Here is a 19,207-nt window from a genome sequence, read left to right on the forward strand (position 1 = left end):
ACAACTGGCCGACACGCGCGCGGAGTTGGCGTCGATGGTCCGGAGTGCGGGACGCGCCGGGTCAGGAGCGGCCGCTGACGCGCTCGATGGCGACCATCGCCGCGTCGTCGCCCAGGCTGCCGCCCGGGGAATGGGCCAGCAGGTCCGCGCACAGATGCCGTAGCAGCGCGTCCGGGCCGTCGCCCGGCCAGTCGGCGGCGCGCTCCGGCAGGGGGTAGAAGGCGCCGGCGGAGTCACGGGCCTCGATGACCCCGTCCGTGTACAGCAGGATCATGTCGCCCGGCTCGAAGGAAAAGGACTGCGGGGCGAAGCCGGTGTCCACGAACTGCGTCAGGCCCAGCGGCGGCGCCGGGTGGTCCACCTCAAGGGGGACGACCCGGCCGCCGCGCAGCAGTAGGGGCGGTGGATGGCCGCAGCTGATGAGCCGTACCGTCATCTCCTGATCGGGGACGTCCACCACCGCCGCCGTCGTGAACGCCTCGCCGGGTTCGCCGGCCGGCTCGCCCGCGCCGTCCGGGTCGGCGGCCACGGCCGCCTCCAGGTCGGCGACCAGCGTCGGCAGGTCCGCCGCCCGGTGAGCGACGGCCCGGAAGGCGCCGAGCACGAGTGCGGCGTCCCCGACCGCCTCCAGGCCCTTGCCGCGGACGTCGCCGATGATCAGCCGGGTGCCGTGCGGGGTGCGGATGGCGGCGTACAGGTCCCCGCCGATCTGGGCCTCGGCCTCTGCGGCGAGGTAGACGGAAGCCAGGCGCAGCGGGCCCATCCGGTCGCGGAGCGGGCGCAGGACCACCTCCTGTGCCGCCTCGGCGACCGAGCGGAGCTGGATCAGCTGCTTCTCGTGGACCTCGCGCAGGTGTGCGAAGAACGTGACGAAGGCCGAGATCAACACCAGGGCAATGATCTGGAAGGTGTGATTCAGATCGGTGGCGGTCGTCCGTGACACCGCCACCGTTACCTGGGCCAGCACGGCCACCGCGCCGACGAACCCCGTCATCCGCGGCCCGGCGAACGAGGCGGTGATCGCCGGGGCCGCGACGAGGAACGGCCCCAGGTGGACATCGGGCGGCGCCAGGACGTCGACCACCGTCACGACCGCGATCAGACCGAAGGGAACCGCCAGCAGCGGCAGGCGGGGCTCGCCGACGTGGCGATGGCTCGGATGCGGCGGCCGATGGTCCATGACTCCTGGATACACCGCGCTCCCCGTTCCCGCGCACCCGGACGGGCGGTGTGCCCGCCCGCCGGTCCGTCGTACGGCCGTATCGACGGGCGGCTGCGCTGCCGGTCCGGGGGAGTGGAGAGAGGATGGGAGACACCCCGGGCGGACCCGGGGCGTGGAGACCGAGCGGGCCCATGCACCGCCCTTGCGGCAGCGGACGGGAAGGAGCGCCCGGCATGAGTACGGCGGAAGCCTTCCCGGCCGACGCGGAACCGGCGCGCCCCGGCCCCTCCTCCGGTTCCTCCGGTTCCTCCGGTTCCTCCGGTTCACCCGGCTCCTCCGGTGACCCCTCCTCCGAGCCCTCCGCCGGGGCGTCCGTCGATCCCGCCACCGGGCCCGGGCTGCTCGACGTGCTCGGTGTCGCGGCGGTGCTCCTCGACGCCGAGGGGCGGATCGCGCTCTGGAGCCCGCAGGCGGAGGAACTGTTCGGCTACACCGCTGATGACGCGCTCGGCCGGTACGCGGCGGAGCTCCTCGTCGACGAGGAGCACCTGGGCGTGGTCCTCTCCCTCTTCGAGAAGGTGATGGCGGGCGGCGGGCCGTGGGCGGGGGCGTTCCCCGTGCGGCACAAGGACGGCAGCACCCGGCCGACGGAATTCCGCAACATGCGGCTGGAGGACCGCGAGGGGAGCCTCTACGCCCTCGGCATCGCCTCCGACCAGGCCACCCTGCGGCGCGTGGAACGCGACCTGGCCCTGTCCATGCGGCTGGTCGCCCAGTCCCCGATCGGCCTGGCCGTCCTCGACCCCGAGCTCCGCTACGTCCTGGTCAACCCGGCTCTGGAACGGATCAACGGCCTGCCCGCCACCCGGCACATCGGCCGCCGCGTCCACGAGGCCCTCCCCCGTTTGGACGCTGCGTCCATCGAAGCGGCCATGCGCGAGGTCCTGGCCACCGGCCGGCCCCAGCTGGACCGGTTCATCACCGGCCGTACGCCCGCCGATCCGGACCGGGACCACGCCTGGTCGATCTCCCTCTACCGGCTCGACGACCCGGCCGGGCGGCCGCTGGGAGTCGCCGTTTCCGTCGTCGACGTCACCGAACAGCACAAGACCTCGATGGCCGTCGCCCTGGCCCGCCAGCGGCTCGCCCTGATCGCCGACGCCTCCGTACGCATCGGCACCACCCTCGACCTCTGGGTCACGGCGCGCGAACTCGGCGAGGTCGCCGTACCGCAACTCGCCGACCTGGCCACGATCGACGTCCTCGACGCCATCCTGACGGGCGACCACCCGCCCGGGGCGCCGACGGACGAGACCGTGCGGTTCCGTGCCCTCGCCGTCAAGGCGGCGCGCTCCACGCCCGCCACCCGCGCGGCCGACCCGGTCGGCTCGATCGCCCGCTACGACGCGACCCGGGTCGTCACCCAGTGCGTGCAGTCCGCCCGTCCCGTGCTCGTCGCGCACGTCACCGCGGACGAGATGGGCAGCGTCGCCCGGGACGCCACCGCCGCCACCCTCCTCGTCGAGGCCGGGCTCCACTCGTACCTCGCGGTGCCGCTGATCGCCCGCGGCGAGGTCATCGGCGCCATGGGCCTCCAACGCACCGACAACCCGCTGCCGTTCGACCAGGACGACGTCCTGCTCGCCAGCGAACTGGCGGCCCGCGCCGCCGTCTGCATCGACAACGCCCGCTGGTACCAGAAGCAGCGCCACGCGGCCCTCACCCTCCAACGCCACCTGCTGCCCCACCACCCCACCCCCACCCCGGGCCTGGAGATCGCCTACCGGTACCAGCCCGCCGCGGCGGCCGGCGAGGTCGGCGGCGACTGGTTCGACGTCATCCCGCTGCCGGACGACAAGACCGCCCTCGTGGTCGGGGACGTCATGGGCAGCGGGATCAACGCCGCCGCCACCATGGGCCAACTACGCACCGCCGCCCGCACCCTGGCGGAACTCGACCTCGACCCCGCGGCCGTCCTGACCCGGCTCGACCACACCACCACCGGGCTCGGGCACACCATGGCCACCTGCGTGATCGCCGTCTACGACCCGCACCGCAACCAGTGCCGCATCGCGACCGCCGGACACCTGCCCCCCGTACGGACGAGCCCCGGGCGGCCGCCCGAGCTCCTCGACCTGCCGACCGGCGCGCCGCTGGGGGTCGGGGGCGTACCCTTCGAGGCCACTGCTCTGGACCTGGGCGTGGGGGACCAGCTCGTCCTGTACACGGACGGGCTCGTCGAAACCCGGGACGAGGACATCGACGTCCGCATGCACGTGCTCACCGCACTGCTCGACGACCCGGGCCGGCCGCTGGAAGAGACCTGTGACCTGCTGCTGGACGAACTGCGCCAGCCGGACGACCGCGACGACGTGGCCCTGCTCATAGCCAGGACCCGGCCCGTGTCCGAGACACCGCGCGAGTAGCGCCTGCGCACGGTACCAGCCTTTCGAGGCGTTGCCCGGATGTTTGTCCATTCGTGATGGTCCTTCCAAACGGGCACCACAACTGGCACTAGCGTCCCGTGGCACCCGGGGAGCGCGGGTGCACTGGACACGGGCAACTGCCGGAGCAACGACCGGAGCCCGTGCCGGCGCAGCCCCTCCCGGTCCACGCAGCAAGGAGGAACAGTGCTGGGATTCCGTCGGTCGGCCGTCGGCAGCATGTCGGTGGCATCGCGACACGTGATGGCGACGGGCGTCGTCATCGGCGCCCTCGCCTTCACCCTGATCGCGTTGCTGATTCCCGTGCAGAAGTTCGGCGGGAGAAGCGCCGCGGCCGCCACCGTTCCGGCGGCCGCCGACGATGACGGCATGGGGATCCAGAGCACGGCCTTCGGGCCGCTCACCCCCCAGGACCGGGACTTCGTCCGCAAGGTGCGCCTGGCCGGCCTGTGGGAGTTGCCCGCAGGACGGCAGGCCCAGCAGCGCAGCACCCGCCCCGCGATACGCACGGCCGGGGAGCACCTCGTCGAAGGCCACACCGAGCTGGACCGCAGGGTCACGGAGGTGGCCCAGGCCCTCGGCATGGAGATCCCGAGCCAGCCCAGCGCACAGCAGCAGGAATGGCTCGGCCAGATGGACCGGGCCCAAGGCCCCCAGTACGAGCGGCTGTTCGTACAGCTGCTGCGCAGGGCTCACGGCAAGGTGTTCGCGCTGGTGGCCCAGATCCGCGCCCAGACGCGCAATTCCATGGTCCGGGACCTCGCCACGGACGCCAACACCACCGTCTTGGACCACATCACGGTCCTTGAGGCCAGCGGGCTCGTCGACTTCGACGGCCTCGCGGACACCCCGTCGGGTACCCCCTCCGCACCTGCCCCGGCCGCTTCTTCCCCCGTTTCCCGACCGACGAAGTGAAGTGATCGTATGAGTCAAAAGGGCCATAAACGCCGTCTGAAGCCGTCGCACAAGATCCTTGCCGCGATGTCCGCCCTGGTCCTGGGCGGCGGCGGCGTAGTGCTCGTCTCCCAGGGCGCCTTCGCCGGGCAGGATTCCCGTACGGCGCCCGTTACCGCCACCATCGACTGCCCCGACGTGGGCGACAAGCTCAACAACGTCCCCGACCAGTCCCGGGGCCAGGTGGACAAGAACCTCGCGCAGCTCGACACCCAGGTCGCCGACGCCTACAAGCAGCTCTCGTCCGGCCAGGCCAAGAGCGACGCCCTGCTCGGCGGGCTCAAGCAGCAGCGCAGCAAGACCATCACCGCCCTGTCCGACACGCTCGGGAAGGCAGGGGCGAAGCCGACCGGACTGGACGCGCTCAGCAAGTGCGTGATGAAGGAGGCGGCGGCCGCCGACCCGGCCCCGGCGAACGGCGCCCAGGGCGCGGCCGCCCAGGGCGCGGCCGCCCAGGGCGCGGCGGCACAGGCCGCGCCCCAGGCCAAGGGCGGTCCGGCGCGCAGCGACTTCGTCGCCATCGGCAACGTGAAGCCCAACGTGCGCAAGCCGGCGGCCGGCGGGGGCGCCTCCACCGGATCCCTGGCCGTGCAGTGCGGGCGCAACGAGAACAATCATTTCAATCCCGACAACGTCATCGTCGCGCCCGGTGTGAGCAACGGCGCCCACCACATGCACGACTACGTCGGCAACAAGATCACCGACGCCTTCTCCACCAACAACAGCCTTGCCGCAGCCGGGACCACCTGCACCAACGGCGACCAGTCGGCGTACTACTGGCCGGTCCTGCGTCTGCGCGACGGCAAGACGGAGAAGGACGCCAAGGCCCCCGGCGGCGGCCAGGACGCGAACATCGGCACGATCCTGAAGCCGAAGCAGGTGACCATCGAGTTCAAGGGCAGCCCCGTCAGCAAGGTCACGGCGATGCCCCGCTTCATGCGGATCATCACCGGTGACGCCAAGGCCCTCACCAACGGCAACGGCAATGCGAACGCGTCGTGGAGCTGCACCGGCTTCGAGAACCGCCAGCTGAAGGACAAGTACCCGGTGTGCCCCAAGGGCAGTGACGTCGTACGGACGTTCAACTTCCAGAGCTGCTGGGACGGCAAGAACATCGACAGCGCCAACCACCGCACGCACGTGGCCTTCGCCGACGCCAACGGCAACTGCAAGAAGGGCTTCAAGGCCATCCCGCAGCTGGTCCAGCGGATCGTCTACAGCGTTCCCGCCGGCTCCCAGTTCGCGGTGGACAGCTTCCCCGAGCAGCTGCACAAGCCGGCGACCGACCACGGAGACTTCATCAACGTCATGTCCAACGGCCTGATGGCCAACGCGGTGAACTGCATCAACGGCGGGCGCGCCTGCCGCTGAGACCCTCGGGTCGACGCTCCCCCTCCCACCTCCCCCAGCGTCGCCCCGAGAGCGGTGCCGGTCCGAAGCCGACTTCGGACCGGCACCGCGTTCGCGCATGTACCACCAGTCCCAAGGGGCCCACGGGGCCCTGAGACCCACACGAGGAGTGCCATGTCCGGCTCTCGTCACACCACACCCGGCCCGCGCCGCGGGCCGGATCCCGACGCGGATCCCGACGCGGATCCCGACGCGGATCCCGATCCCGGTCCCGACCCTTCGGACGGGAACCTCATCCGGCGGCTCAGGGCGGCCTACGCGGCCGGTGACGGCGATCCGGCCGTCTGCGAATTGCTCTACCGGCGGCATCGTGCCGCCGCTTTTGCATGTGCGCGCCGGTGTTGCCGGGGCCCGCACGACGCCGAGGACCTCGTCTCGGAGGCGTTCATCCGCACCCTCCAGGCCGTCCGCTCCGGCGCCGGGCCCCTGGACGAGTGGCGCCCGTACCTCCTGTCGGTGGTCCGCCACACGGCGGTCGAGTGGCGGGCCGGCGCCCGCCGAACCGTTCTGACGCCCGACGTCGAAGCCTGGTGCCGGCCCGGTCCCGACGGGGACGATCCGCAGCGACGGCTGCTGGCCGGCGAGGACCGCCGGCTCATCACCCGCTCCTTCCACGGCCTGCCCGAACGCTGGAAGGCCGTCCTGTGGCACACCCTGGTCGAGGACGACTGCCCCCACTCCGTCCCGCTGCTGCTCGGGATCACCCCGAGCGCCGTGACCTCGCTGGCCTTCCGGGCCCGCGAGGGACTGCGCGAGGCGTACCTGCGCGCCCATCTGGACACGGCCGCCGACGACCGGTGCCGCCACTACGGCAGCGTGCTCGGCGCGGCGGTCCGGCGCCGCGGGGCTTTCCGCGGCCGCGGTCTCGCCCGCCACCTGGCGTCGTGCCGCTCCTGTTCCCGCGCGTACGCCGAACTGCTGGACCTCAATGCCGCGCTGCGCGCCGGGGCGTCCGCGGTCCTCGCCGGCCGGTAGCACGCGGGCGGCCCCGGTCCCCCGCTCCGCCTGGGCGGGAGGGGGGACCGGGGCCGTTTCCGTTGCGTAAGGGGGAAGGGTCGGGGGTTTGGGGGGCCGGGGGCCTGAGGGCCGGGGGTTACAGCCCGTTGACGCGGGCCATGCGGCCCACGCCGAGCGGCCGGAAGTCGTTGGCGGCGGAGCGCACCTTGCGGGTCACCCGCGCGTTCTGGCGCCGCACCTGGGCCATCAGGCGGCGGCTGCGCAGGGCCATTTCGAGTTCGAAGCGGGTGCGGGGATCCCGCAGTCCGGGGCCGAAGAGCTTCTCCAGCTGCCGCATGCGGTAGCGCACGGTCTGGGGGTGCACGCTCAGCGCCTTTGCGGCCTCGGGTGCGCCCCCACCTTCGAGCCAGGCCAGAAGGGTCACTTCGAGCCTTTCGCTCTGGCGCGGTGTCAGGTTGGCCAGGGGTCGCAGCCAGCGTGCGGCCAGTGCGTGAGCCAGGGGCTCGTCCTGGAGCAGCATGAGGGTCGACAGGTGGTCGTCGACGAAGAGGGCCCGAGCTTCCAGACCGGGGCGGTTGGGGGTCAGGGACAGCAGCCGCAGGGCCCACCGCAGGGAGGAGGCGGTGTCGCGGGGGGCGACGGGGTGGCCCACGGCGGCGAACCGTCCGCGGAGCAGGGCTTCGAGGGAGGTGCGGGCATCCGGGTCGGGGTTCGGGACCAGCAGGCAGGGCTGGCCGCCGACCATGCCGGCGAGTCCGTCGTCCAGGACGGCCGCGAGCTGCTGGGTCTCGCCCGGCGTGGCCAGGGCGATGGCGCGTATCTCGGCCGGGAGGGGCCAGCCGGCCGCCGCGGCGAGTTCGGAGAGGGCGATTTCAGCCATGGGCATGTCACTCGTAAGCGCGGAGAACAGCTCGCGCCGGGCCCTTTCGGAGCGTGTCCCGAGTCCCTCCCGGGGGACCACCGTCAGGGCGGCCAACTGCCTGCGGCGGGGGTCCCGGAGCCGGGGCGGCGGGCCCCGGTGCTCTTCCTCCTCTTCTTCCGTCTCGGCCGCGTAGGCGTGGTCCTCCTCCTCGGCCGCGTAGTCGTCCTCGTCCTCGTCCCCTTCTTCCTCCGGGTGGTCCTGCTCGCCCCGGAGGGGGTCGGGGTCGGGGTCGGAATGCGGGTCTGCGGCCTTGGCCTGCTTCTGCGGCGCCGGCTCGCGGTATCCGAGGGCGGTCAGCAGGGCCACTTCGAGCCTCTGTCTGACCACCTCCTCGTCAAGGTCGTCGACCAGAGCGGAGAACCCGGGGAGCTCCTCCCTCAGCTCCTCCACCATTCCCGCGCTCAGCGCGGGGAGTTCCCTTCGCAGGACCCGGGTCCATTCGCCTCGGGGACGCGCCCAGATGCGGTTCAGAAGTTCGCACATTGTTACCTCGTTCATGCCGGGGTACGGCCTGCCCCGTGGGAGGGTTACAAGCCTGCCGAGGCATCCCTCCTCCCCCCTCTGCGCCAGTGCGGACGGGGGAGTTGAGCACCTCGTACACCCTCCAGGAGAGTGCCATCCACTTGCAGTCCCGCGACTTTGCCTCAACTTTGCCGTCGGGGAGGTGTGGTGGCGGACAAAGCGTCTCGGGGGTGCCACCGCACCGGTTGGAAGGGAATCTTCCGCGGACCTCTGGTGTGACGATGCCACGCGCACGAGAACTTGTCACGATTAGATAAATACTGTGGAGGCCTTGCGAACCTCCACGATGCTTCTGCACTCCGGCCCCCGCTCCCGGTCGGTGAGACCTGAGACCTCATCTCCCGCCCACCGCGGAGCAGTTCCGTCGACTACCCCGGGCGCCGAGTGCGCGGTGGAGTGTGCCTCGGGCCTGGGCGTATGGGAGAACTAAATGCCCCTGTCCCAAGCCCGTACGCCCCGTTCACATCGGGCCAACCGCACCAGACGCCATGCCGGCGTCGCCGCTGCCGCGGCCGCCGGCCGGCGGGCGGTCCGCAGGCCGCCCCTGCTGGCCCCCGCGGGAGGCGTACGTCCCGCCACGCTCGTCGTAGCCGCCTTCACGGCCCTGCTCTTCCTGGCCGTGGCGGCCTGGGTGGGCGCCTTCAGCCACTTCGCGGAGTTCCTCGACTTCGGGGCGGGCGTCCTCTCGCTCGTCTGCCTCACCTCTGCCGTCCTGTGGGGCCTCGCGGCCACGGACCGCAAGGTGCTGACCTCCGGGTACCGGCTCGTCGCCCAGGGCGCGCACCGCGGCCTCGCCGTCGCGGGGCTGGGCTTCCTCGCCCTGCACATCTGGATCAAGGTCACGGAGGCGCACACCAGTGCCTCCGCCGCGCTCCTGCCGTTCACCGACCGGGACAAGCCGGTCCTCATAGGCCTGGGCACCATGGCCGGATACCTCTTCGTCTCCGTGGCGGTCTCCGGTGCGGTCCGCAGCGCCTTCGCCACCAAGGGGCGCTCCCTGTGGTGGCGGGCCCTGCACGTGGGCGCCTACCCCGCGTGGGGTGCGTCCCTGGTGCACGGACTGAAGTCCGGCCGGGCCGCCAATGATTGGGTGACGGTGTCGTACGCGCTCTGCCTGATCGGGGTCGCCGGCCTGCTGGCCATCCGCCTCCGGGCCAGGCTCCTGGCGGCGCCCGTCCGACCGGTGGCCGCTCAGTCGTCCACCCCCCAGACGAAGCCCCGTCCCGAGAGCGCGCAGCAGCGGTTCCTGCGGCAGCCCGCCGAGTGGGCCGCCGAACGGCTGACGACGCGTCTGGCGCGCCAGACGAGCCGCCGCCCGGCCGGGCAGCGGCCCGACCCGGCCGCCACACCCGCGGGGACCGGCTTCGTACCATCGCCCCGGCAGGCCCTGGAGCCCACGACCGAGGTCCTCCCGCCGTACGACGGCGCGCCGTCGTACGGAGCCGACGCGTACGGCGCCGATGCGTACGGCGCCGATGCGTACGGCGCCGATGCGTACGGCGCCGATGCGTACGGCACCGGCTCGTACGAGGCGGTGGTCGTCCCCAGCGGCATCGGGGCCGGACCCCGCACGGACCGGTTCGGTGGCTCGTTCGACGGGATGCGGGGCCGTCAGTGACCTCGATCGTCGATCCCGCCCTCGGGTGCGTCGGCCAGCCCAGGCTGCTGGCCGGACTCGACGTGCTGCCGCGGCTCGACCGTGCCAACCACCTGGTGGTGCACGGGCCGCTGCCGCAGTACAACCAGGACGAACTCGTGGAGCTCGCCGAGGGCATCGACCTGAAGGGCCGCGGGGGAGCGGGCTTTCCGTTCGCCCGCAAGCTCAAAGCCGTGATCCGCTCCGCCCGGACCAAGGAGGGGCGCAGCGCCGTCGTCGTGAACGGCACCGAGGGCGAGCCGAGCTGCCTCAAGGACGCCGCCGTACTGCTGCACTCCCCGCACCTGGTGATCGACGGCGCCCTGCTGGCGGCCGACGCGATCGGCGCCGAGGAGGTCGCCATCGGCGTGACCAGGGACGACGTGGAGCAGTCCCTGCGGGCCGCCGTCGCCGAGCGCGGCGCGGCCGGCAGCCGCGTCCGCGTCGGCAGGCTCCCCGAGCGCTTCGTCTCCGGAGAGGGGACCTCACTCGTGAACGGCCTCAACGGGGGGGCCGCCGTCCCGAACGGGCAGAAGGTCCGGACCAGCGAACGAGGACTGAGCGGGCTGCCGACCCTGCTGTCCAACACCGAGACGTACGCCCAGCTCGCCGTCGCGGCCCGACTCGGCGTAGCGGGATTCCGCTCGGTCGGCCTGGAGAGCGAGCCGGGCACCGTCATGCTGACGATCAGCGGTTCGACGGTCGTGGAGGCGCCGCTCGGGACGTCCCTGGCGTACGTCTTGGAACTGTGCGGCTCGTCCCCCGGCCAGGGCGTCCTGGTCGGCGGGTACCACGGCAAATGGCTGACGCCGGCGGCGGCGCGGACGGCACTGCTCTCCCGCGAATCCCTGACCGCGTACAAGGCCACGCTCGGGGCGGGTGCGATCCTGCCGCTGCCCGAGGACACCTGCCCGGCCGGCGAAGTGGCCCGCGTGATGCGCTGGATGGCGGACGAGACCGCCGGCCAGTGCGGCCCGTGCGTCCGGGGCCTGCCCTCGCTCGCCGACGCCGTGGACGCGCTGGTGGCCGGGGGAGGCCGCGCCGCCCTGGAGGCGGTCGAGGCGCGGATGCGGGGGGTGCTGCGCCGCGGTGCGTGCAGCCATCCCGACGGCACCTCGGCCTTCATGGCCTCCGCGCTCGCCGTCTTCCCCGAGGAGATGCGCGACCACGCCCTCGGCAGCGGCTGCGGCCGCCGTGTGCTCGGTGCGCTGCCCCTGCCCGAGGACGAGAACCCCGAAAAGCTCGTCGTGGACTGGACGCTGTGCAAGGGCCACGGGCTCTGCGTGGACGTGCTGCCCGACGTCGTACGGCTGGACCGCGACGGCTACCCGGCCGAGGCCGTCATGTCGGTCCCGGGAAGGCTGCGGCCGAAGGCGCTGCGCGCGGTGCGCCGATGCCCCGCGCTCGCGCTGCGCATTCAGGAATGAGCCCGCGGTAAACGGCCGCCGGCAGTGGGAGTTCAACCGTTAGCGTGATCTGACAAATTCCCGCTCATTCGAATTCGGTGAACCCCTCAGGCCTTATGAATAAGGCAGTAGACGAACCCCCCGGGTTCAACCCGAAGGAGCGATCGTGAACAAGAAGCGTGGTATGGCAACTGTCGGATCGGTAGCCGCGGTTATCTTGCTGGCGGCCGGATGCGGAAGCAGCGAAAATGGCGCGCGCAACGCGAATTCCGTACAGCCGGCGGGTGCCGGGAAGGCTCTCGGGGGCGCGTACGACACGGGCTACGGAGCGGGCGGCTACGGGGCGGGCGGCGCCGCTCCCGCCGCCGGCTCGGGGTCGGGCTCCGACGTCGGCTCGGGCGCCGGCAAGGGCGAGCCGGCGGGGCAGCTGGCCGTGCGCGACATCGAGAGCGTCGGCAGCGTGGTCACCGACAGTGCCGGAATGGCCCTCTACCGTTTCGACAAGGACACCCCGAAGCCGCCCAAGTCCAACTGTGAGGGGGACTGCGCCATGACCTGGCCGGCGGTCCCGGCGGACGATGCGTCGGCCGCCGCCGGCATAGACGCCTCCCTCCTCGGCTCGGTCGCCCGGGCGGACGGCAGCAAGCAGCTGACCCTCGCCGGCTGGCCCGTGTACCGCTACGCGAAGGACACGAAGGCGGGCGAGGCGAAGGGCGAGGGCGTCGGCGGCACCTGGCACGCACTGGCACCGGACGGCAAGAAGGCCGTCGACAAGAAACAGAAGGCGGACGGAAACGGAGGGATGGCGGGCATGGAAATGAAGTCGGGCGCGGAACTCTCCGTGGCCGACAACGAAAAACTCGGAAAGATTCTGGTGGACGGGCAGTGGCGCACGCTCTACCGATTCGACAAGGACAGTGCGTGGCCGATGAAGTTCGGCTGCCTGGGAGCCTGCCTGGACACCTGGAAGCCCGCTCCCGCCGTGGACAAGTCGAAGGCCGAGGGAATTTCTGGCAAGCTGGTCGGATCGGTCAAGCGGCCCGACGGCAGCGAGCAGTTGACGATCGACTGCTGGCCGGTCTACACGTTCACCGGGGACACCGAGCCCGGCCAGGCGAACGGACACAACAAGCAGGGGCTCTGGTTCGCGGTCACCGCCGAGGGCAAGAAGGTCCCGCCGACGGCGTGACGCGTGCCGCAACCCGGTGATCCCGGTGACGATCCCGCCCCCGACCCCCTGTGAGGCAGCCAGCATGCCCCCTTCACCCCGTATCGCCGCCGCCGCTGCCGCCGTGCTGCTCGTGACGCTGCTGTGCGGCGGCTGCACCGCCCGGGCGTCGGCCGGTCCGCAGGGATCCGACCCGAGCCCGTCCGCACCCCCCGCGTCCGGCGCCCGCCCCGCTCCGCTCCAGCAGATCGGCGACGCCCTCGGCTGTACGCCCGAGATCACGGTCGACGCGGAGGAACTCCGGGAGGGGGCGTGCGGGACGGGGCCGCAGGCCTTCCGGATGGCCACCTTCATCAGCGAGCAGGGCCGCCAGGCCTGGCTGACGGAGGCCCAGAACTACGGCGGTACGTACCTGGTGGGCCCCACCTGGGTCGTCACCGGGGCATCCGCCGAGGCGCTGGCCCCGGCCCACACCCGCCTCGGCGGGACCATCCAGAGCGCCCCCGGCCACGGCTCCTCCTCCCACGACACCCCGCACGACCCCGGGCAGACCCCGGCGCAAGACCCCGCGCAGACCCCCGCGCAAGACCCCACGCACGACGCCTCCCACGGCTCCTCCCACGCCGGCGGGCACGACTCCCCGAGTCCCGCCGCTTCCTGAGGGGGCGTCCGGCCCGGCCCCGCGAACAATTGCGGTGCCGGGCCGCTGCCGTGTCACTACACTCGCTCCCGTGCCGCCACACGACGTGGCGTGCGCTCCGTCCTGCGAGTCGAACGACTCCAGTGATTCCGAGGATTCCAGTGAGGGGAGCCGGGCCATGTGTCACCGCATCGCCGTCTTCGTTCCCCGCTCCCGGTACGACGTGATCCCGGTGTCTTCGGCTTCCCGATGACGGCTGCGCGGCCGCCATCGGACGTCCGCGACGAAGACCCGATCCTCTTGACGGCAGGCGAGCCGGCCTCGCACACCCGGGCGTGCCCGGGGTGCGGCCGAGCCCTATGACGCCTGCCCGCCCCGAGCCCCGTCCCGTCCGGAAATCGCGCCGCCCTGCACCACCACCTTCCTGAAGGACCTCGGGCCATGCGCACCCACCTGAACACCTCGACCACCGTCCGCAACCTCGGCATCCTCGCCCACGTCGATGCCGGGAAGACCACTGTCACCGAGCGGATCCTCTACGCCACCGGGACCACCCACAAACGCGGCGAGGTCCACGACGGCACGACCGTCACCGACTACGACCCCCAGGAGCGCGACCGCGGCATCACGATCTTTGCCGCCGCAGTCAGCTGTAGCTGGGACGGCCACCGCGTCAACCTGATCGACACGCCGGGACACGTCGACTTCGCCGACGAAGTGGAGCGCTCGCTGCGCGTCCTCGACGGAGCGATTGCGGTGTTCGACGCCGTCGCGGGAGTCGAACCGCAGAGCGAATCGGTATGGCGACAAGCCGACCGCCACGGCGTGCCGCGCATCGTGTTCGTCAACAAGATGGACCGCGTCGGCGCCGATCTCGACCGGGCGGTCGCCTCCGTACGGGAGCGGCTCCACGTCGTTCCGCTCGTCGTCCAGCTGCCCATCGGGCAGGAGGACGGATTCCGCGGGACGGTGGACCTCGTCGGCATGCGGGCGCTGCTCTGGCGCGCCGAACACGACTCGTACGAGACGGGCGCCGTACCCGACGCCCTGTACGAGGAGGCGCGCAGTCGACGGCGGCTGCTGGAGGAGCGGGTGGCCGAACTCCATCCGGGCGCCCTGGAGGAGTACTGCGCCACCTCGACGCTGTCCGCCGCCACGCTGGGCGCCGCCCTGCGCGACCTGACGCGCAGCGGCGAGGGCGTCGTCGTGCTGTGCGGCTCGGCGTACCGCAACCGCGGGATCGAGCCGCTGCTGGACGCCGCCGTGTCGTACCTCCCCTCGCCGGCCGACATGCCGCCCGTACGGGGAACCCACGGCACGGCGGTGGAGGAGCGCGCCGCCGACCCGGCGGCGCCGTTCGCCGGGCTCGCGTTCAAGGTGAACGCGACGGCGACCGGACGGCTGACCTGCCTGCGCGTCTACTCGGGAACGATGAGGAAGGGGGACACCGTGCTGGACGCGGCCACGGGCCGGACCGAGCGGATCGGACGCATCCTGCGCGTCCAGGCTGACCGGCACGCCGAGGTGGACCGGGCCGTGGCCGGGGACATCGTCGCGGTGGTCGGGCTCAAGGGCACCCGTGCCGGATCCACGCTGTGCGCACCGGACGCGCCGCTCGTCCTCGAACCGCCGAAGACCGCCGCACCGGTGGTGTCCGTCGCGGTCGAGGCGGGCAGCAACGCCGAGGCGGGCCGCCTGTCCGCCGCGCTGGCCCGGCTGGTCGAGGAGGACCCGTCGCTGGTGGTCCGGACGGATCCCGAGACGGGCCAGACGGTCCTGTCGGGAATGGGCGAGCTGCACCTGGAGGTGGCGGTGGAGAAGGTCCGCCGCAGCCACGGACTGCACATCGGCGTGGGCCGCCCGCGGGTGGCCTACCGGGAGACCGTCGCGCGCGGGGTGTCGGGGCTGGTGTACCGGCACGTCAAGCAGGACGGCGGCGCGGGCCAGTTCGCCCACGTGGTCCTCGACGTCGAGCCCCTGCGCGGCGATGACGGCGACGGCGGGTTCGACTTCCGCTCGACCGTCATCGGCGGGCGGGTGCCGCAGGAGTACGTCCGCGCGGTGGAGGCGGGCTGCAGGGACGCGCTCGCCGAGGGTCCCCTCGCCGGGCACCCCGTGACCGGGCTACGGGTCACCCTGATCGACGGGGCAACCCACTCCAAGGACTCCTCGGACATGGCGTTCCGGGCGGCGGGCAGGTTCGCGCTGCGCGAGGCCCTGCGCGCCGCCGCGATGGAGCTGCTGGAACCGGTGGCCGAGGTCGTGGTGACCGTACCCGACGACGCCGTCGGCGGAGTCCTGGGCGACCTGGCCGCGCGGCGCGGCCGGGTCTCGGGCTCGGAGGCGAGGGCGGGGAGCACGGCGGTCACCGCCACCGTGCCGCTGGCCGAGCTGTTCGGCTACGCGACCCGGCTGCGCAGCCGCACCCAGGGGCGGGGCACGTTCACCACCCGGCCCACGGGCTACGCCCCCGTACCGACGGCGGCGTACGACCAGGCCCTGTCGGCCTAGGCCGGGTCCGCGGTCCCGCCTGCTCCGCGGCGTCCGGCGCCGCACCTCGCTGCGTCGTCGGGCGCGCCCGACTACGTCCGGTACGCGGGCGGCCGGCGCCACTTCGCGGACACGACCTAGTACCCGGACCCGTGCCCCCGGCCGCAGTGGCCGGGGGCACGGGCGTGCGCCCCGGGCGGCCGTCAGCCGTCAGCCGTCAGACACGGGCCGCGGCGGCGTCCGCCGCCTCCAGGAACCCCTCGGGGAAGGGCTGTTCGGCCCAGATCGTCTTGCCCCGGGCGTGGTAGCGGGTGCCCCAGAGCTGGGCGAGCTGGGCGACCATGAACAGCCCGCGCCCTCCCTCGTCGGTCTCCTCCGCGCGCCGTACGTGCGGGGAGGTGCTGCTGCCGTCCGAGACCTCGCAGATCAGCTCGCGGTCGCGGATCATCCGCAGCTGGATGGGCTCGCTTCCGTAGCGGATCGCGTTGGTGACCAGTTCGCTGACCACCAGTTCCGTGGTGAACTCCAGCTCCTCCAGTCCCCATGCGGCCAGCTGCCGCGTCGCCAGCCTCCGGGCGCGCCCCACGACCTCGGGCTCGGCCGGCAGGTCCCACGTGACGTGGTGCCCGGCCGCCAGCTCGTGCAGGCGCACCATCAGCACGGCCACGTCGTTCTGCGGCAGCACCGGGAGCAGCCGGCCGATCACCGCGTCGCAGGCCTCGTCCAGCCCGTTCCCCGGCGTGCGCCCGACTCCGGTCGGCGGGGCGAGCGCGACGCCCGACAGTGCCTCCGGGAGCCGTTCGAGGCCGAGGTCCACGTCCCGGTCGGGCGCTGCGACCAGGCCGTGGGTGTACAGCACCAGTACGTCTCCGTCGTCCAGCGTCAACTCGACGCTCTCGAAGGGCGATCCGCCGAGACCGAGGGGAGGTCCGGTGGGCAGCGCCACGATGGCGGGCACCCCGCCCACCGGCGCGAGGACGGGCGCCGGATGGCCCGCGCAGGCCACGGTGCACTGCCGCGAGATCGGGTCGAAGACGGCGTACACGCAGGTCGTCCCGGCCGCCCCGCCCGGGCGCGGCCCGCCGTCCCCGTCCTGGCCGTGCTCGTCCACGAACCGGTGGATCTGGTCGTCCATGTACGAGAGCAGCTCGTCGGGGGAGAGGTCGAGGTCCGCGAGGGTGCGCACCGCGGTCCGCAGCCGGCCCATGGTCACCGCGGCGTTCAGGCCGTGCCCCCGTGCGTCGCCCACCACCAGCGCCACCCGCGCGCCCGACAGCGGGATCACGTCGTACCAGGCCCCGCCCAGCTCCGCCTGGCCGTGCGCGGGCAGGTAGCGCGTCACCGCCTCCAACGCGCCCAGCACGGGCAGCCGTTGGGGCAGCAGGCTGCGCCGCAGGGCCAGGGCCGCCGTCCGCTCCCGCGTGTATCGGCTCGCGTTGTCGATGCAGACCGCCGCGCGCGCCGCGAGCTCCTCGGCCAGCAGGACGTCGTCCGGCTCGAAACCGTGGGCGCGCTCGTACCGTACGAAGACCGCGGCGCCGAGCGCCGCCCCGCGCGCGGACATGGGAACCAGCAGCCACGAGTGGACCCCGTACGCACGGACCAGCTCGGCCTGCCTGGGGTCGACCGGGGCGACCTCCGCGATCAGTTCCTCGCCGCTCAGCAGTTGCGGTTCGCCGCCGGCCGTGGCCCGGGTGAACAGGGAGCCCGGTCCGGAGGCGAAGGGGTCGGTGTCACCCGTCGCGACGGCGGGCTCCGCCGGTCCGCCGGGGACGGCGGACGTCGCCGCGCGCAGCAGCGCCACGGCCTCGCCCACGGGCCCGGCGACCGGCTCCTCGCCGCTGAACACCGGGGCGAGCAGGTTGACGTAGGCGTGGTCGGCGAACTCCGGCACCGCCACGGCGACGAGCTCCCGCGCGGTGTGCAGCACGTCCAGCGTGGTACCGATGCGCGTGCTCGCGTCATTGACCAGCGCCAACCGTTCGCGGGCCCGGACCCGTTCGGTCACGTCGGTCACGGCGTGCGCCAGCGCGATCAGCTCGCCGGAGCTGCTCCGCAGCGGGAGGATGCTCTCGGACCAGACGTGCTGCCGGTCGGAGTCACCGCGCAGCAGGCCGCGCACCTCGGTGTGGACGAGGGCCTCGCCGGTCTCCAGCACATGGCGCTGGCGCGCCTCCAGGGCCGCCATGTCCAGCAGGTCGGGCGGCGCCACCTCGGACATGGTGCGCCCGACGAACTCCTCGTTCGCGAAGCCCGCACCGCGCCGCAGGGCGTCGTTCTGCGCGATGAACCGCAGCTGCGTGTCGAAGACGTCGATGAGGAAAGGGGACTCGGTGAACAACCCCCTGATCAGGGCCTCGCTGAGCTCGCGCCGCCGGGTGGCGTCGGTGTCGGTGGCCTGGATCAGCCACTGTCGGTCACCGGCCGTGGACACCATGGGCCGCGCATGCAGAGCCACCTCCACCCCGCGTCCGCTGCGGTGCCGCAGGACCGTGTGCCCGGTGTCCGAGCGCGCGAGCAGGAGATCGGCCCCGCGCCGCCCGTGCACCTCCCGTGCCGTATAGCCGAGCAGCCGCTCCGCCCCGGGGCCCCAGCCGATCACCACGCCGCGCGCGTCGAGCAGGGCGTACGTCTCGTCGCCCGGTTCCGCGGGCCCGCCGGAGGCATCGTGGAACACCGGGTCCTGCATCACTGCGCCCCACTTCCGGATCTGCGGAACGGCTCTCTGCGTACTGGTGCAATTATCGCTCTGCGTCACCGCATGTGCAGCCGGGCGGTCCCCGGCCGGGGGCCGCGCCGCCCGTTCCCGACCCGCCCCGCATACGGCGGGGGCATCGTTTCGGCCAGAACGCAGGGCCCCCGATCCCCGGGGAGGCGCCAGTGGCGCGCTCTTCCGCCGAGTCCCGGGCTGGCCGGAATGATGATCGTCATCGGATGCCCGTTTCGATACGATCACCGGGCGACACACGTGCGGGACCGAGGACTGGGGCGAGTGGGATGCGGGAACTGACGGACGTGGTGCTGACCAAGGCCGGCCGGGTCAAGATCCGGTACCAGGCGGGCGTGCTGGCCGACGACGGTTCACAGATCTCCGTGACCGCGCCGTGGTCGGCGCCCAAGGTGCGGGACTTCGGGTTCGTGCGCTTCGAGCCGGGCGACGTGTTCGTCGAGCACTACTGGCGCGACCGCTGGTACGCCGTCAAGGAGGTCCGCGACGGCGCCGGGGTGCTCAAGGGCTGGTACTGCGACGTCACCCGCCCCGCAGTGGTCCGGCAGCCGGCCGAGGGGCCCGCCGAGATCGTGGTCGAGGACCTCGACCTCGACCTGTGGGTGTCGGCGGACGGCAGCGAGGTGCTGCGCCTCGACGAGGACGAGTTCGAGGCGAGCGGGATCGCCGAGAGCGACCCGGAGGCCGCCCGACAGGCGGTCGCGGCCCTGGACGAACTGGAGCGGCTCGCCAAGAACGGTGCGCTGCCCGGTCTGCCGGCCTGACCGG

Annotated in this window: 13 protein-coding genes; 10 read left to right on the forward strand and 3 right to left on the reverse strand. The window is 72.7% G+C overall.

The features are described from left to right. Nucleotides 1–61: 61 nt before the first annotated feature. Nucleotides 62–1,180, reverse strand: a complete 1,119-nt coding sequence (locus OG974_RS04600) for a PP2C family protein-serine/threonine phosphatase (RefSeq protein ID WP_328764399.1) — start codon at nt 1,178–1,180, stop codon at nt 62–64. 215 nt (nt 1,181–1,395) lie between these two features. Between OG974_RS04600 and OG974_RS04605 the strand changes: the two genes are divergently transcribed. From OG974_RS04605 to OG974_RS04620, 4 genes are all read left to right on the forward strand, one after another. Next, nucleotides 1,396–3,588 (forward strand): SpoIIE family protein phosphatase, encoded by a 2,193-nt coding sequence (locus OG974_RS04605; protein ID WP_371645464.1) that lies wholly within the window; start codon nt 1,396–1,398, stop codon nt 3,586–3,588. A 204-nt stretch (nt 3,589–3,792) separates the two neighbouring features. Beyond that, on the forward strand, nt 3,793–4,521 hold the full coding sequence (locus OG974_RS04610) for a DUF4142 domain-containing protein (protein WP_327279677.1): 729 nt from the start codon (nt 3,793–3,795) through the stop codon (nt 4,519–4,521). Nucleotides 4,522–4,530: 9 nt separating this feature from the next. After that, the gene (locus tag OG974_RS04615) at nt 4,531–5,931 is read left to right on the forward strand and encodes a DUF1996 domain-containing protein (protein ID WP_371645466.1); all 1,401 of its coding nucleotides are present in this window, start codon (nt 4,531–4,533) and stop codon (nt 5,929–5,931) included. A gap of 153 nt (nt 5,932–6,084) precedes the next feature. Then, entirely contained in the window at nt 6,085–6,945 is an 861-nt protein-coding gene (locus OG974_RS04620) for a sigma-70 family RNA polymerase sigma factor (protein WP_328764403.1), read from the forward strand. 118 nt (nt 6,946–7,063) lie between these two features. Here OG974_RS04620 and OG974_RS04625 read toward each other — a convergent pair whose 3' ends face one another. Continuing rightward, nucleotides 7,064–8,332, reverse strand: coding sequence for a helix-turn-helix domain-containing protein (locus tag OG974_RS04625; RefSeq protein WP_327279680.1), 1,269 nt, complete (start codon nt 8,330–8,332; stop codon nt 7,064–7,066). A 469-nt stretch (nt 8,333–8,801) separates the two neighbouring features. On the opposite strand from OG974_RS04625, the gene OG974_RS04630 reads away from it, so the two are divergent. The 5 genes from OG974_RS04630 (at nt 8,802) to fusA (ending at nt 15,732) form a co-directional block, all read left to right on the forward strand. Beyond that, on the forward strand, nt 8,802–9,989 hold the full coding sequence (locus tag OG974_RS04630) for a hypothetical protein (protein WP_371645469.1): 1,188 nt from the start codon (nt 8,802–8,804) through the stop codon (nt 9,987–9,989). Beyond that, nucleotides 9,986–11,434 (forward strand): NADH-ubiquinone oxidoreductase-F iron-sulfur binding region domain-containing protein, encoded by a 1,449-nt coding sequence (locus tag OG974_RS04635; RefSeq protein ID WP_327279682.1) that lies wholly within the window; start codon nt 9,986–9,988, stop codon nt 11,432–11,434. Before OG974_RS04630 ends, OG974_RS04635 begins: the two co-directional genes overlap by 4 nt. A gap of 163 nt (nt 11,435–11,597) precedes the next feature. Further along, nucleotides 11,598–12,602, forward strand: a complete 1,005-nt coding sequence (locus OG974_RS04640) for an SCO0930 family lipoprotein (RefSeq protein WP_327279683.1) — start codon at nt 11,598–11,600, stop codon at nt 12,600–12,602. Between the two features lie 64 nt (nt 12,603–12,666). Then, a complete protein-coding gene (locus tag OG974_RS04645) occupies nt 12,667–13,242 on the forward strand; it encodes a hypothetical protein (protein WP_327279684.1) in 576 nt (191 codons plus the stop codon). Nucleotides 13,243–13,662: 420 nt separating this feature from the next. Further along, nucleotides 13,663–15,732, forward strand: a complete 2,070-nt coding sequence (fusA, locus tag OG974_RS04650) for an elongation factor G (protein WP_327279685.1) — start codon at nt 13,663–13,665, stop codon at nt 15,730–15,732. A gap of 196 nt (nt 15,733–15,928) precedes the next feature. Here the strand turns inward: fusA and OG974_RS04655 are convergent, their stop codons facing one another. Then, the gene (locus OG974_RS04655; RefSeq protein WP_371645472.1) at nt 15,929–18,400 is read right to left on the reverse strand and encodes a SpoIIE family protein phosphatase; all 2,472 of its coding nucleotides are present in this window, start codon (nt 18,398–18,400) and stop codon (nt 15,929–15,931) included. Between the two features lie 308 nt (nt 18,401–18,708). On the opposite strand from OG974_RS04655, the gene OG974_RS04660 reads away from it, so the two are divergent. After that, a complete protein-coding gene (locus OG974_RS04660; protein WP_327279687.1) occupies nt 18,709–19,203 on the forward strand; it encodes a DUF402 domain-containing protein in 495 nt (164 codons plus the stop codon). The last annotated feature ends 4 nt before the right edge of the window (nt 19,204–19,207 follow it).

The organism is Streptomyces sp. NBC_00597, from assembly GCF_041431095.1.
In the GTDB taxonomy this organism is placed as follows: domain Bacteria; phylum Actinomycetota; class Actinomycetes; order Streptomycetales; family Streptomycetaceae; genus Streptomyces.

Coding starts and splice junctions, on each gene's coding strand:
- OG974_RS04600 (WP_328764399.1), bottom strand. CDS start 1,180: ATGGACCATCGGCCGCCGCATCCGAGCCATCGCCACGTCGGCGAGCCC.
- OG974_RS04605 (WP_371645464.1), top strand. CDS start 1,396: ATGAGTACGGCGGAAGCCTTCCCGGCCGACGCGGAACCGGCGCGCCCC.
- OG974_RS04615 (WP_371645466.1), top strand. CDS start 4,531: ATGAGTCAAAAGGGCCATAAACGCCGTCTGAAGCCGTCGCACAAGATC.
- OG974_RS04620 (WP_328764403.1), top strand. CDS start 6,085: ATGTCCGGCTCTCGTCACACCACACCCGGCCCGCGCCGCGGGCCGGAT.
- OG974_RS04625 (WP_327279680.1), bottom strand. CDS start 8,332: ATGTGCGAACTTCTGAACCGCATCTGGGCGCGTCCCCGAGGCGAATGG.
- OG974_RS04630 (WP_371645469.1), top strand. CDS start 8,802: ATGCCCCTGTCCCAAGCCCGTACGCCCCGTTCACATCGGGCCAACCGC.
- OG974_RS04640 (WP_327279683.1), top strand. CDS start 11,598: ATGGCAACTGTCGGATCGGTAGCCGCGGTTATCTTGCTGGCGGCCGGA.
- OG974_RS04645 (WP_327279684.1), top strand. CDS start 12,667: ATGCCCCCTTCACCCCGTATCGCCGCCGCCGCTGCCGCCGTGCTGCTC.
- fusA (WP_327279685.1), top strand. CDS start 13,663: ATGCGCACCCACCTGAACACCTCGACCACCGTCCGCAACCTCGGCATC.
- OG974_RS04655 (WP_371645472.1), bottom strand. CDS start 18,400: ATGCAGGACCCGGTGTTCCACGATGCCTCCGGCGGGCCCGCGGAACCG.
- OG974_RS04660 (WP_327279687.1), top strand. CDS start 18,709: ATGCGGGAACTGACGGACGTGGTGCTGACCAAGGCCGGCCGGGTCAAG.